This is a genomic window from Bradyrhizobium sp. UFLA05-125 (assembly GCF_059803515.1).
Window position 1 is genome coordinate 441,201 of record NZ_JBANBJ010000001.1, and the last position, 12,051, is coordinate 453,251.

Below are 12,051 nucleotides of genomic sequence, written 5' to 3' on the forward strand. Positions count from 1 at the left end.
ATTCCCGGGGCTGGCTTTGCGGTACCTACTTTAATTGCTCTGCGCTTTATGACTTCAAAGGCCGCCGCGAGGCGGCCTTTTTGTTTTAGGCATCGTGATCGTGCGAGGCTCAGCGACTGCTGACTCTGCGGAGCGCTGCAGGGAACCCGCGCGTGTCCGCCGGGACACACTCGCGTTGAAAAGCTCCGTCCTCGCCTTTTGTGCCATTGCGCCGCCATATCCTCGCCCGAACAATTGCTGCGTCGCATGCTTGGCTGTTGCAATCGGGTTCCGGCAGGAGCTTTTGGAGGCTGGGATGATGAACGATCAGCGCTCTCTCATCGTGGCGGTGTCGTGCCCCGCGGCGGTTCTCGCGGGTTCCTTTGCGCTCTGGCTTGCCGCGGTTTCCCCGGAGGCAATCCAGAACAGCAGCGCCAACATCGCTGCGGACTCCTCCGCACCAGCTCTCGCCGCGCACAGCGAACCTGCCGAAGTCCCGCGCGCTGCGACCGAGTCCGTCGCCGTGACCGACGTGCCGACGATCGCGCTGCCGGCAGTGAGCACAACGACCGACGCGGTACCGGCCGGGACCACAACCGAGCCCGTCGTCAAACTTGCATCGGCCGATCCCGCGCCAATCCTGCCGGCGGAAACGCCGCCGCAGCTCACTAGTTCAAGCACGCCGGAGCCCGTCACCGCCACGCAGACGCCCGAGCCGGCCGTCAAGGTCGCGTCCGCCGATCCGACGGATGTGCTGCCTACGGAGACGCCGCCGCTCGCCGCAGCGATCGCGACCACGCCGGAGCCCGTCGCAACCGACGCGAAAGCAACCACGCAGGAAAGTCCGGATCCTCTCGAAGCCGCCGACGAATGCCTTGTCGTCGACGTCTGCATCGACCGCTATCTCTGGGCGCTGTATCAGCGCACGCCCAAGGAAGATTCGATCAAGGAGCAGGAGCGCCGCAGCGTCACGATCAAGCGGCGCGGCAGGACGGTGACGGTCATGCGGAGCTTCACCAAGCTCGTCGACGAGGATTTCGCCTGGAAGGATCCGAAGGCCGCGGACAAAGCGGGCATGTCGCTGATGGATTACGTGATCGGCGGCATGGACCGCGACTTCAAGCTCAAGCTGTTCCATGCGCTTCACGCCGCACAGGCGGCGGGCCTCGAACCCGGCATCACCAGCGCCTTCCGTGACGATTACCGCCAGTCGATCGCGAGCGGGCTGAAAGCCGCCTCCAATCGGTCGTATCATGGCGGTAGCTCTCGCGGCGGTTACGGCCATGGCCTCGCCGCCGACATCGTCAGCGTCAAGGGCGAGAACCGCGCGCAGCGCTGGGTCTCGACCGAGGCGCTCTGGAAATGGGTCGATGCCAACGGCAAGGCGCTTGGCATCGGGCGCCCCTATCTCGACCACGATCCGCCGCATGTCGGCCCGATTGACGGCCAGGAATACGTCTCCCGCCGCGGCGGCGCGAACTCCAGGCAGGCCGCAGCCGAGGCAAAGCCGCACAAGAAGGTTGCTGCGAGGAAGCTCGCGGCCGCGCGCGCGGCCAAGCGCACCGCTGCGCGAAGCTCCGCAAAACAGCCGCAGGCCGCTAGAGCCTCGAAGGTACGCACGGGCTGAGCGGGTAGCCGCGTAGGGCCGTTTACCTCTGCGGAACCGGCGCCGGCGGCCGCACAGACGACCGAGGCGCTCCGGTGGACTTCGAGGATTTCGCGGACGCGCGCGGCTTTCCGGCAGGTGGGCTGTCAACACTCTCCAGATAGGCGGCGAGCGCCTTCGCCGAATCAGGTCCGCTCGCATAATGGTCCTTCAGGAACCAATAGAGCGTGAAGCTGAAACGTCCCTTGGCAAGCCCGCGCGGGCTGCGGTGGCAGCTCGCGCAACCATCGGCAAACAGTTTCTGCGGCGGCTTGCCCTCGTCGAGATTTTGCGCGCGCGCAATGGTCGCGGTCAGCAGGACTGCCGCGGCCACGGTACACAGGGGCGCGACCAACCCGCGCGCCGATCGATCAGATGACGTCAAAATCGTCCCCTACCCCAATCCAGCGGCCGGTCAGGCCGCCAGTAACGCCTCGAACTCGGCTGGGGCGTAGGCCTTGCCATCCTGGTCGGTGATCACGACCTGCCAGCCTTCGCTCGCCCACACCCGCGCCTTCGCCACGATCATAAGCCGGCTCTCGCGCTCGAACCTATACGTCTCATTGTCGCGTTCTGCGACCATCTTGTAAGCCACTATCGTCCCCGTCGCACGTCCCCGCACCCACCTTTCACGTGCCAGCGGGCTTTGGCGGCAATTCGCCGGGAGCATGGCAATTTGGTGCCGTCCAGAGCATCGTGCAGCCTCGCGACCGCCGCCGCGGCACGCGAAACCATCACTTCATGGATGTCGGACGCGCTGGGCGGCGGTCAATGCACGCGAATGACGTGTGGACGGCCGAGGTCGATCAATCCTTGCACCGCCGAGAGGCGGTCTTCCAATGCTGCAATCGTCACAAGCAAATTATTGCGCCGCTCGTCCAAGATACCTTTTTCGGCGTCGGACAATTTCGTCCGCGTCCGCTGCTGGTCGAGATCAAGAAGCGAGCCGCGATAGCCTGCAATCACACGCGCGAGCTGCTTCGCCTCCTTCGACATCGACTTCATCGCGACATTTTGCCGGCGCGTCTCCGAATGGCCGTGCTGTCTCATCATCATCCTCCCGTAAGCCCCTTGCCCCGAGTGGACGAAAAAAGCATCCGGTAAAGTTGTTACGTTCGATGAAATCTACCTCTGCGTAATTGCCTCAAATTGTGCAGGCCGCAAAGGAAAAGCCCGGCTCTTGGCCGGGCTTTCGCCGTGATCAGTGCCGCTCTCGGCCCGGAGGCCCACCGGCCGGCGCGCCGCCGCCATGCGGCGCCGCGTTGATATGCGGGGCACCGCCGCCGCCACCGCCGACATGGGGTGCAGGCGCTGCTGCGCGCGGAGCTGGCATCTGCGCATGCGCATTCATCGGCGGGCCGTGGCTGATATTGGGCTGCGCGACGTGCGGCATCGCGGGACGTGCCGCGGGCGCGGCCGAGACGCGCGGCGCCTGATGGCCGCGCGCGATCTGCGGCTGCGGGCGTGCCATCGGTTGCGCGCGGGCAGCGGCGCGAGCGTTCTCGTGGGCAGCGGCGCGCACATTCTCATGCGTTGCACGCACCGCGTTCTTCTCATGCGTCATCCGCGCCTGAGCCTCCGCCGGGCGGCCGCGGATCTCGCGTGCCTGCGATTGCTCGCGCGTCACACGCGCGGCTTCGCCGGCGCGGGTCCCGCCTCCGACTGCTATCGCACCTTCGCGCGTCGCGGCGCGGCCGATGCGCGCGGCCCGCGGATCGAGCGTCATCCGCGTTGCATTGCGCTCACGCGATGTCCAGTAGTTCGACCAGTAGTCTCGGCGGTGATACCAGGGCCGGCCCGCATAGTAGTTCGACCAGTACGAGCTCAGCACGAACGGCACCACAGGCACATCGACCTCGTCGACATAGTCGGGCAGATAGACGTAGTGGTTCCGGTAGAGATATTCGAGATACTGCGACGACACCCAACCGCGATCATCCGACCAGCTCACGTCGCACCAGGCCTTGCCGTCAAGGCAGCCGTGAACGTTGACGCGGGAGCCTCCGGGAATGCGATCGACCATCGGAAAGCCGGGCCCCGGCCCTGCCCTCAATCCGACGGACGCGGTGACGATGCCGGGCGCCGCAAGCGCGGCGGTCGGCGCGAGCAGCATGGCTGCAGCAAAAGCAAGTCTAAGCTTCATGGCGTGATCCTCCTCATGCGAGCAGGAACGTTCGAGCGCAACGAGCGTTCCGCGCCATCGCGTCGAACCAGCCGAAAGATGAAAAGGCCGAGGCGCACGGGTTCAATATTCATCCGCCATTCATCGCGCGCCCATTGAAGAGTAGCCCGCTCCTCGTTCAATTCACCTGCAGCATGAAGCGGTCGAAGAACGCCGCCAGCTCCGCGTAGGCATCGAGCGGCAGCACATGTGCGACGTATTGGTCCGGCCGCACCACGATCATGCATCCCGCATTGCGATCGATCCCGCGCATCGCAAAGATGTCGTGACCGTCCTTGAGATCGGGGCAGAACATCTTCTCGTAATCGCGAAGTCCGTACCGTCCCTTGGTTGGCAGAAGCAGTGACGGCATCGCGCCGATCGTGAGCTCGTGGTGATCCTGTTGGAACACCGCCCGCACATCGATCACGGAGTCGATATCGGCATCCCCAGGCGTATAGCGTCGCAGCGGGGACTCCCGTCCCTGGCTCAGGAAATTGCAGAACGCGGCAATTGCGCCGGCGCCCGCCGCGGGGTTGCCTGCGCCCGCAAAGGCAAAGATGCGCCAGCGGCCGTCGGCCCTGGCGACGTGGCCGAGGTGAACGCGTTTTGCGTCGGCAAGGCGGATGACCGGCGCGGAATGAAAGCGCTTACCGATCACGAAACCGCTGGCAAGATGCTGATGCGTGGTGTTGCCGGTGAGGAGACCCGGCCGATAATGCGTTGCCGTCCCCGCGGTGTAGCGACCGTGGCGGACAAAATAGTCCTGGGTCTTGGCCGCATCCGCGGCTTTGCCGTCGCCCTTGACCGAGGCAAGGATCGTCGCCCATTCGCGATCGAACTCGATCAGCTCTTTTGCCACCGCCTGGCGTTCGGCCGAATAGCTGTGCAGAAGGTGCGGCGCGCACTGCCTGCGCAGCACTGCGGCGAGCTTCCAGCCCAGATTGAAAGCGTCCTGCATCGAGACGTTCATGCCCTGCCCCGCCTTCGGGCTGTGGGTGTGGCAGGCATCGCCGGCGATGAAGATGCGCGGCAGCCGTGTCGCAGTCTCCGCCTCAGGTACGTCGTCGAACTTGTCTGTCAGGCGCTGGCCGATCTCGTAGACCGACCACCAGGCGATCTCCTTCACCTCGAGCGTGTAGGGATTGAGAATGCGGCGAGCCTTCGCGATCAAATCGTCGGAGGTGATGTTACGATTCGCAACACGCTCGCCAACATCGAGCGTCGTCAGCTCGACATAGAGGCGCACGAGGTAGCCGCCCTCGCGTGGGATAACAAGGATGCTGCCGTCATTGGCCGACTGGATCAGCGCCTTGAAACGGATGTCGGGAAAGTCGGTCACCGCGAGCACGTCCATCACGCCCCAGGCGTGGTTGGCGGAATCGCCGTGCAGCTCACGGCCGATGAATTTGCGCACGGTGGAGCGCGCGCCATCGCAGCCGACGACATAGCGCGCCTTCACGGTTTCGATCTCTCCCTCGTGACCGGGATCGACCCGCTCCAGCCTCACCGTAACCGCATGATCCTCGAAGCGCACCGCGGGATCGACATGGAGATCGACGAGACGCCGCGCGTAATGCGGTTCGAGCTTGGTTGGGGACTTGCGCATGACGTCGAGAAAGCCGTCATGCACGCGCGCCTGGTTCAGGATGACATGCGGAAATTCGGACAGCCCGTCCTCGACGTCCTGCACCCGGCCGCTGCGCACGATGTTTGCGCTGTGCTTGTCGTCGGCTTTCCAGAACGTCGTCTCGTTGACCCAATAGGCCTCCTTCAGCACCCGCTCGGCAAAGCCGTAAGCGTGGAACATTTCCATGGTGCGGCAGGCGACGCCGTCGGCCTGGCCGACGAGAAGCCGGTCGGGCTTCTGCTCGACGATGCAGGTCTTGACGTCGGGAAATGCGGCGAGCTGCGCCGCGAGTGTGAGTCCTGCTGGACCGCAACCGACGATCAAAACGTCGACCTCATCCGGAACGGAGCCGGTAGCGCCAGAGGCCTGAATGCGCTCTGCGGGGTCGGCGATATCGGGCTCGCCCGGCAAAAATCCGTTGAGATGGAACTGCATGAGACCTGCTCCTCCCGTGTTGCGCGTTAAGCGGACCGTGTTAGGCCCTTCTTCAATATTGCTCAGTATACTGACTATCAGTATACTCGTCAATATTCACCACTCAGGAGGAACCGGTGAAAGACAACAACGACATGCCCGGCCATCTCGCCCGTCGCTTTCAGCAGATTGCAGTCGCGGTGTTCCTCGCCGAGGTGGAGGACGCAGGCTTCGATCTCACGCCCGTGCAATATGCGGCGCTCGCGACCATCAAGGCCAATCCCGGGCTCGACCAGGTGACGTTAGCGGGCCTGATCGCCTACGACCGCACGACCATCACGGGCGTGATCGATCGCCTCGTGCAGAAGGGCCTCGTCGAGCGTCGTGCCAGCAGCCGCGACCGGCGCGCACGCGAACTCGAGATCACCGACGAGGGACGCAAGGCGCTGCGTGCGATCACGCCGGCAGTCGAAGCGGCGCAGCGGATCATGCTGCGCGGCCTGACCGACAGGGAAGCCAACGAATTGATGCGGCTCTTGCGCAAGGCGATCGCCGCGGGCAACGAGCTCAGCCGTGCACCGCTGCGCGAAGCGCCGACGTGAGCCCGCTCAGGTCTTCAGCCTCAGCCGGCCCATGAAATCGCGTTTTCCCAGCGGCGCGCCCTTGTGGCGGAGGATGGCGTAGGTCGTGGTCGCATGGAAAAAGAAGTTCGGCAGCGAGAACGACATCAGAAACCCCTCCGCGGTGAAGGGCACAGTGCGGTCACCAACCTTGAAGGTGACATCGCGGCCGATCAGAGCATCGACAGCCTCGGGTGTCAGAGCAGAGATCTCGTTGCGGGCCTCGGTCACCAGCGCCTGAAGCGCGGCGTAGTCGTGATCGGGGTTGATGCTCGGTGGGACGAACACCCCGTCCCTCGCCGCCGCGAGCGCGCCGCGCGAATGATGCGCGACCGAGGCGACCTGGGCGCGCAGCGGCCACATGTCCGGCGCAAGGCGGGTCTCCACAACCTCGGCCGGATCGATGCCCTTCTCCTTGAAATGGACAAGGCTCTTGTCAAGGAAGCCGCCAACCGCTCCGAGGATCTGGAGATAATTGGCAACCGTTGCGTCGTAGAGCGAAAAGGCCATGGCGTAACTCCCCAGTTGGATCTCGCCGGGATAGAGTTCCCGCAAATCCTCACCGATTGCAATCGTTGCCCAAGTTTGTCGCAGCGCGGCGAAACCTGGAACTAACTTTCGGCTGCTACCGTCGCTCCGTTCTGCGCTTAACGCGCGATTAACTTTGCGATCGGGGGCCTTGGATGTTCAGGTTCGTCATGGTGGCCGCAGCCGCACTGCTATTTTCCGGGCAGGCGCTCGCAAACGGGCATGGCTCGGATGCTCCCCCGCCGCCAAAGCCCGACGCCACGACCGCGCCGGCGCGCGTGATCCTGACCAAGCAAGGCCCAAAGCTCGTCGATCTCAAGGGTATGACGCTGTATTACTACGAGCGTGACACCAGCGGCAAGACGTCGAACTGCGACGGCAAATGTACCCAGAGCTGGACGCCGCTGTCAGCGCCTACCGACGCCAAGGCGGTCGGCGACTTTACCGTGATCACCCGCAACGACGGCAGCAAGATGTGGGCCTACCGCTATCGCCCGCTCTATACGTCTCCCGCCGACAAGGAGCCCGGCGACACCAATGGCAACGCCACGACCTTGCAATGGCGAATTGCCCGGCCTGACGAGTAGCAGGGCCGCCCGGACCTCAGTGACTAGAACTGCTCGCGACCTTCGCATGAGGCACGGAATCGACGGAAGCGTAGTTCGCCTCCGGATTCCAGTGCACCGCCACGTACAGGATCAATCCCGCGAGGATTGAGCCGTAAAAGCCGACGCTCGCCCACCGCCATTTTCGCGCAATGCGGCGGTCGCCCTCATTCAATTGATGAAAGAATTTTTGCATGGTGCCTCCGATGGCAGCTAGCCCCTGAGGCATAGCGCACGCGCGGCAAATCCGCTGTGAGGCAGTTCACGTTTTGCGGCTCCAGAACGTAGGAGGGCCCGGTCAACGCGCGCCGGGCCCAACGAGCTCAACGAACTCCGCAGCTACCCGCTTACCCGCGGAAGCCATCTCCCGCGCCGGTTTGCGCCGTTCGTCCCGGTGGCAGCACCACCACGGTCGACCCCATCTTCACCCGGTCGTAGAGATCAATGACATCCTCGTTGCGCATCCGGATGCAGCCGGACGAAATCGCCTGACCGATATATTCCGGCTGGTTGGTGCCGTGGATGCGATAGAGCGTGTCCTTGTTTCCGGCGTAGAGGTAAAGCGCCCGCGCGCCGAGCGGATTGGCCGCGCCGCCCGGAACGCGCGAAGGATAAGGCCCGAGCCGCTCCTGGATCTCCGGTGTCGGGATCCAGTCCGGCCAGGCGGCCATCTTCCCGACCCGCGCCACGCCGGAAAACGCCATGGCCTCCTCGCCGACGGCCACACCGTAGCGGATCGCCTTGCCTTCGGGCAGGACGTAGTAGAGATAGCGCGCATCGGTATCTACCAGGATCGTGCCCGGCTGCTCCTTGCGCGAATAGTCGACGATATGGCGGAGATATTGTTCGGGCACGTTCGCCTGCGCGTAAGGCGTATGCGCGAGCAATTGCCGGTCGCGTGGCGTCATGCTCGCGCTATTGGATGGCGACAGTGTCGCCTGCATGCAACCGCCCAGCGGCAGCAACGCGGCTACCAGTATTGCGATAGAGGATTTTTGCACAGCCTGCCCCAGGTTGCGCCCCCAACCATGTACATCTGCTGCCCAAATCGTGCTGAAAAAATGGCGGCGTGACGGGAAAACCGACAAGTCTTCGTGGAGCCAGAGTTCCGCCCGGACATCCGGCAAAGGGGGCGGCCCCACACTCTCCTTCCCGCCGCCTTGCTTTGGTCAAACCCGGCTGGACTCGTGCGCACTGGGGGCGGAGGACCGACTGATCTCTTTCAATCGGCTCGCGCGAATGCGGACGACCAAGGTGTAAGGAGCTTCGATGCTCGCGACGCTGAACAGCAAGCAAATCGTCGATGAAATCGTCAAGGACACGGTCAAGGATAACGATCCGCACGACGCGCTCGATATCGCGCCCGAGATCGTCCTGGCCTCGCGCCCGGACAAGGCTGCACCTGCGCCCACGCTCGTGCCTGACAGCGCAACGCGTCCGGAGCCGAAGATCAATCTGGTGAAGGAGGCTCCCGCGGCGGCGCCGTCGGTCGATACCGCAGTTCGCGTAGCGGCCAGCGATCTCCACGTCAGGCGCAAGCGCTCGTCGGTCGGCAGATGGCTCAGCGGCGCATTCGTCACCCTGCTGTTTGCCGGAGGCAGTGCCGCCGCGACGGTCGCCTGGCAGACACATGGCGATATGGCGAAAGCGATGATCGCTGAATGGATACCAGCCCTCGTGGCTTCGCCGTCGCAGGCGACACCACCAGCGACGGAGCAGGCTGCCTCGACCGAGCAGCAGGCCCCAGCCGAGCAGCAAGCCGCGGCGGCCGATCAACCCGCCGTGCAACCGGCAATTCCCGCTCAGGCGCAGGACAACGGCAGCACGAGCCCGCCGACGACGGCGCCCGACGCGGCACAGTCGCTCCAGTCGATGACGCGCGATCTCGCCGCCATGACGCAGCAGATCGAGCAGCTCAAGGCCAACATCGCCGAACTGAAAGCGAGCCAGGAGCAGATGGCACGCGAGATCGCGAAGGCCACGCCGCCGAAGCCGGCTGAGGCCAGGATTGCCGATCCGCGCGCGAAGCTCTCGGCTCTGCCGCCGCGGCCGGCGGCGCCTGTGCACAAGCCCAGGCCCGTGGCCACCGCCCCAGCCTATGCACCGACTTACGCGCCGGTGCCGATCGCGCCTCCGTCGCAAGCTGCCGCCGTTCCACCGCCGCCACCGCCTGCTTCCGCCTCGCAGCTCGCCGATGACGACGGTCCGGTGGTACGCCCGCCGATGCCGGTGCACTAGCGCAGGATCCGGACCCGAAGGGCCGCGTTAGCGCAAATTGCGAAGCGGTTTTCCTCGCGACAAACGCGAAACGCGTTTGCGCGGAGATCACGCTCAAACAACAACCCAAAGCGCGATGACGCGTCATCCAAATCTCATCGCGCTTTAGCCTCGGACTCGCGAACCTTGCGGCTCACGATCAGACGCTTCGTCTCGAAGCCACGGCTCGCAACAACGCCACTGGTCATTCTGTTCGCGATCGTCGGATTGTTCGCTGATCGGACTGGCAAGCTGGATCGTTTCAACGGTCGCAGATCCGCAGGCCTTGGACAGCTTCGTCGCCAATGTCGTGACGCTGTTCGGCATGTTGCGTGTGCTGGCTTGCGTCCGAAGCAGAGGTGACGCTGTCTGAGTCGTCGTGAGACGTTGAGCCCGGACGATTACGGTGCAGCGATTTTGTGCCTGCAACAAAGAGAAAAGGCCGTCGGGATCTATGCCGCCGGCCTTCTCTTGCAACTGCCGGTTCCCGGAGCCCGGTTCTGTTGCAATTCCATGCTGCGAGCATGACGCGCACATACTTAATAAAATCTTAACGATCTCACGTCGTGCACATGATTTTTGCGCCATACACACAGAGATTGCGCGGACACTTCGTTCGGGAAAGATCGACTCAGTGGTACCATCACCTGAGTGAGACTTGTCGTCGGACTTGAGTACGGAAGACTTTGTAGTCAAGACTTGGGGACCTCAGATGCCTTACTACTACTTCGATCTCGTGGTTGGTGAAGAGTTCAAGAACCAGGGCAGTATTATCCTCGAAGACCTCGAGGTCGCCTCCGATCGCGCTGAACAACTGGCCAACGAGTTGTCGCAGGTGAATCCCGATCTTCAGCATCGGGGGTGCGCCGTGCGCGTCACCGATCGCGATCACAACGAGGTCTATCGGACGCCGCTCGATCCCGTTCCGAGCTGGCAACGGTCCGGTTAGCTCGTCGCGCACGCCATCTCGCATTCGCCATCGCATGACGGGGCGGCATTCCACGCGTGAGGCGTTCTGACCTCACGGCCCGCGCGAACGCGCGCGATCTTCCACCCCATTGCGCAGCGGGGCGCCGGACGCTAGCCTCCCCAAAAAACGGGAGGACATTGGAATGCGCTATGGTTGGTTGATCGCGGGCTTGATGCTGATTGCTGCACCCGCCCAGGCTGCGCCGCCGCGGTCGGTCTATGTGACGATGGTCCTGCAGGCCTTCGCCGCCAAGGTCGAATGCCCGGGCACCGATCTCGTCTACCAGGACCTGGTGAAGCGAGCGCAGGACATGCAGCTGCCCGACGGCACGACCGAAAAAGTGCGCAAGGCCATCGCCTTCATGCACACTGGCGGCAAGATGGGCGAGAAGCAGGACGACGACCTCATGGCCGAGGTCGCGGTCGCAACCCAATCGACCGATCTCGACCAGCGCCGGCTCGGAATGAGCAGCTGGTGCGAAGCCCAGAAGACCAATCTCGCGGGGCTCATTCACACCAAATAGCGGTCCCGCAGCGCGGCCCGCGCCGCTTTCGGCAAGGCATATGGAGCAAACGTTAGCCATGCCGCCATGGAACCGGTGGCATTGGCCAACAATCGTCACAATCCTCGCAAGCATGCAGGCGGCTTCGTCAAGGAGACCCCAGATGCGGATAACCCACATCCTGCTTGCAAGTGTGCTCGCAGGCGCGTTGACGCCGCCCGTGCTCGCCAGGAATTCGAACAGCCAGCAGGCCGAAGAAAAATCGGCTGCGTCGACATGCAGCGCCTATCAGCAGGCGCCCGACGGTTCATGGACCCAGCTTCCCTGCAAGGAGACCGGCGAACGCAGCAGCCAGGCGCAGACCCAGCACAAGCCGCCGGCGCCGGGCACTGAACCGGACGCGCACTAAATCGCGCCAACTCAGCTCTGGTGTGGACCCTTCATGATCTTCATGGCGTCCTCGATGTGACGCCACTCCTTCGCCTCCTCGGCCTCGCCGCGGCTCTCGCAGGCCTGCGCCTGCTGGGCGGCCTGAGCAATCGCAGCAAAGCCATGCTTCTCGAGCATCTGACGCGCGATGGTGTGAACCTGGACCTCGGACATCATGGGCGCTCTCCCGATTGACGCGTCGCAGCCGCGGCGTTGACGTCCCGCGGCCTGTCTCAAACGGTCGAGCGCAAGCCGGGTTCCCGCGCGTCACATCACATCGGCTGGCCCAGAAATTTGAACGGCCGGGTCTCG

At 64.0% G+C, this 12,051-nt stretch carries 16 protein-coding genes; 7 read left to right on the forward strand and 9 right to left on the reverse strand.

Annotated features, from left to right (window positions below):
• Positions 1-298: 298 nt before the first annotated feature.
• Complete coding sequence (locus SO156_RS02150; protein ID WP_498533834.1) at positions 299-1,606, forward strand: hypothetical protein; 1,308 nt, start codon at positions 299-301, stop codon at positions 1,604-1,606.
• A gap of 22 nt (positions 1,607-1,628) precedes the next feature.
• On the opposite strand, the gene SO156_RS02155 is transcribed toward SO156_RS02150, so the two are convergent.
• The 5 genes from SO156_RS02155 to SO156_RS02175 all read right to left on the reverse strand — a co-directional run bounded on the left by SO156_RS02155 (position 1,629) and on the right by SO156_RS02175 (position 5,850).
• The gene (locus SO156_RS02155) at positions 1,629-2,009 is read right to left on the reverse strand and encodes a hypothetical protein (protein ID WP_458144732.1); all 381 of its coding nucleotides are present in this window, start codon (positions 2,007-2,009) and stop codon (positions 1,629-1,631) included.
• 30 nt (positions 2,010-2,039) lie between these two features.
• Positions 2,040-2,219: a hypothetical protein gene (locus SO156_RS02160; RefSeq protein ID WP_458144828.1), complete on the reverse strand. Its 180-nt coding sequence runs from the start codon at positions 2,217-2,219 to the stop codon at positions 2,040-2,042.
• Between the two features lie 173 nt (positions 2,220-2,392).
• The gene (locus tag SO156_RS02165; RefSeq protein WP_498533669.1) at positions 2,393-2,674 is read right to left on the reverse strand and encodes a hypothetical protein; all 282 of its coding nucleotides are present in this window, start codon (positions 2,672-2,674) and stop codon (positions 2,393-2,395) included.
• A 151-nt stretch (positions 2,675-2,825) separates the two neighbouring features.
• Positions 2,826-3,767, reverse strand: a complete 942-nt coding sequence (locus SO156_RS02170) for an SH3 domain-containing protein (protein ID WP_498533670.1) — start codon at positions 3,765-3,767, stop codon at positions 2,826-2,828.
• Between the two features lie 157 nt (positions 3,768-3,924).
• Positions 3,925-5,850 carry an FAD-binding monooxygenase gene (locus SO156_RS02175; protein ID WP_498533671.1) on the reverse strand — a complete coding sequence of 642 codons (1,926 nt, stop codon included), beginning with the start codon at positions 5,848-5,850 and terminating at the stop codon, positions 3,925-3,927.
• A 116-nt stretch (positions 5,851-5,966) separates the two neighbouring features.
• On the opposite strand from SO156_RS02175, the gene SO156_RS02180 reads away from it, so the two are divergent.
• Positions 5,967-6,431: a MarR family winged helix-turn-helix transcriptional regulator gene (locus SO156_RS02180; protein ID WP_498533672.1), complete on the forward strand. Its 465-nt coding sequence runs from the start codon at positions 5,967-5,969 to the stop codon at positions 6,429-6,431.
• A 6-nt stretch (positions 6,432-6,437) separates the two neighbouring features.
• Here the strand turns inward: SO156_RS02180 and SO156_RS02185 are convergent, their stop codons facing one another.
• Positions 6,438-6,959: a DUF1993 domain-containing protein gene (locus SO156_RS02185; protein ID WP_458144727.1), complete on the reverse strand. Its 522-nt coding sequence runs from the start codon at positions 6,957-6,959 to the stop codon at positions 6,438-6,440.
• A 173-nt stretch (positions 6,960-7,132) separates the two neighbouring features.
• Between SO156_RS02185 and SO156_RS02190 the strand changes: the two genes are divergently transcribed.
• On the forward strand, positions 7,133-7,564 hold the full coding sequence (locus SO156_RS02190; RefSeq protein ID WP_458144726.1) for a COG4315 family predicted lipoprotein: 432 nt from the start codon (positions 7,133-7,135) through the stop codon (positions 7,562-7,564).
• A 16-nt stretch (positions 7,565-7,580) separates the two neighbouring features.
• On the opposite strand, the gene SO156_RS02195 is transcribed toward SO156_RS02190, so the two are convergent.
• Complete coding sequence (locus SO156_RS02195) at positions 7,581-7,778, reverse strand: hypothetical protein (RefSeq protein WP_458144725.1); 198 nt, start codon at positions 7,776-7,778, stop codon at positions 7,581-7,583.
• A gap of 151 nt (positions 7,779-7,929) precedes the next feature.
• The gene (locus SO156_RS02200; RefSeq protein ID WP_458144724.1) at positions 7,930-8,526 is read right to left on the reverse strand and encodes a L,D-transpeptidase; all 597 of its coding nucleotides are present in this window, start codon (positions 8,524-8,526) and stop codon (positions 7,930-7,932) included.
• Between the two features lie 325 nt (positions 8,527-8,851).
• Here SO156_RS02200 and SO156_RS02205 point away from each other — a divergent pair, with 325 nt between their 5' ends.
• The 4 genes from SO156_RS02205 to SO156_RS02220 all read left to right on the forward strand — a co-directional run bounded on the left by SO156_RS02205 (position 8,852) and on the right by SO156_RS02220 (position 11,719).
• The gene (locus SO156_RS02205; RefSeq protein WP_498533673.1) at positions 8,852-9,820 is read left to right on the forward strand and encodes a hypothetical protein; all 969 of its coding nucleotides are present in this window, start codon (positions 8,852-8,854) and stop codon (positions 9,818-9,820) included.
• Between the two features lie 730 nt (positions 9,821-10,550).
• Positions 10,551-10,787: a DUF6894 family protein gene (locus SO156_RS02210; protein WP_458196106.1), complete on the forward strand. Its 237-nt coding sequence runs from the start codon at positions 10,551-10,553 to the stop codon at positions 10,785-10,787.
• A gap of 163 nt (positions 10,788-10,950) precedes the next feature.
• Positions 10,951-11,331, forward strand: a complete 381-nt coding sequence (locus SO156_RS02215) for a hypothetical protein (protein WP_498533674.1) — start codon at positions 10,951-10,953, stop codon at positions 11,329-11,331.
• 142 nt (positions 11,332-11,473) lie between these two features.
• Positions 11,474-11,719 (forward strand): hypothetical protein, encoded by a 246-nt coding sequence (locus SO156_RS02220; RefSeq protein ID WP_458144721.1) that lies wholly within the window; start codon positions 11,474-11,476, stop codon positions 11,717-11,719.
• 11 nt (positions 11,720-11,730) lie between these two features.
• Here the strand turns inward: SO156_RS02220 and SO156_RS02225 are convergent, their stop codons facing one another.
• Complete coding sequence (locus SO156_RS02225; RefSeq protein ID WP_458144720.1) at positions 11,731-11,916, reverse strand: hypothetical protein; 186 nt, start codon at positions 11,914-11,916, stop codon at positions 11,731-11,733.
• Positions 11,917-12,051 lie beyond the last annotated feature (135 nt).

What these genes read in the sequence shown, in the direction of transcription:
- SO156_RS02185 (WP_458144727.1), bottom strand. Translation starts at nt 6,959, where the DNA reads ATGGCCTTTTCGCTCTACGACGCAACGGTTGCCAATTATCTCCAGATC.
- SO156_RS02210 (WP_458196106.1), top strand. Translation starts at nt 10,551, where the DNA reads ATGCCTTACTACTACTTCGATCTCGTGGTTGGTGAAGAGTTCAAGAAC.
- SO156_RS02220 (WP_458144721.1), top strand. Translation starts at nt 11,474, where the DNA reads ATGCGGATAACCCACATCCTGCTTGCAAGTGTGCTCGCAGGCGCGTTG.
- SO156_RS02195 (WP_458144725.1), bottom strand. Translation starts at nt 7,778, where the DNA reads ATGCAAAAATTCTTTCATCAATTGAATGAGGGCGACCGCCGCATTGCG.
- SO156_RS02200 (WP_458144724.1), bottom strand. Translation starts at nt 8,526, where the DNA reads ATGCAGGCGACACTGTCGCCATCCAATAGCGCGAGCATGACGCCACGC.
- SO156_RS02225 (WP_458144720.1), bottom strand. Translation starts at nt 11,916, where the DNA reads ATGATGTCCGAGGTCCAGGTTCACACCATCGCGCGTCAGATGCTCGAG.
- SO156_RS02165 (WP_498533669.1), bottom strand. Translation starts at nt 2,674, where the DNA reads ATGAGACAGCACGGCCATTCGGAGACGCGCCGGCAAAATGTCGCGATG.
- SO156_RS02150 (WP_498533834.1), top strand. Translation starts at nt 299, where the DNA reads ATGAACGATCAGCGCTCTCTCATCGTGGCGGTGTCGTGCCCCGCGGCG.
- SO156_RS02190 (WP_458144726.1), top strand. Translation starts at nt 7,133, where the DNA reads ATGTTCAGGTTCGTCATGGTGGCCGCAGCCGCACTGCTATTTTCCGGG.
- SO156_RS02170 (WP_498533670.1), bottom strand. Translation starts at nt 3,767, where the DNA reads ATGAAGCTTAGACTTGCTTTTGCTGCAGCCATGCTGCTCGCGCCGACC.
- SO156_RS02175 (WP_498533671.1), bottom strand. Translation starts at nt 5,850, where the DNA reads ATGCAGTTCCATCTCAACGGATTTTTGCCGGGCGAGCCCGATATCGCC.
- SO156_RS02205 (WP_498533673.1), top strand. Translation starts at nt 8,852, where the DNA reads ATGCTCGCGACGCTGAACAGCAAGCAAATCGTCGATGAAATCGTCAAG.
- SO156_RS02215 (WP_498533674.1), top strand. Translation starts at nt 10,951, where the DNA reads ATGCGCTATGGTTGGTTGATCGCGGGCTTGATGCTGATTGCTGCACCC.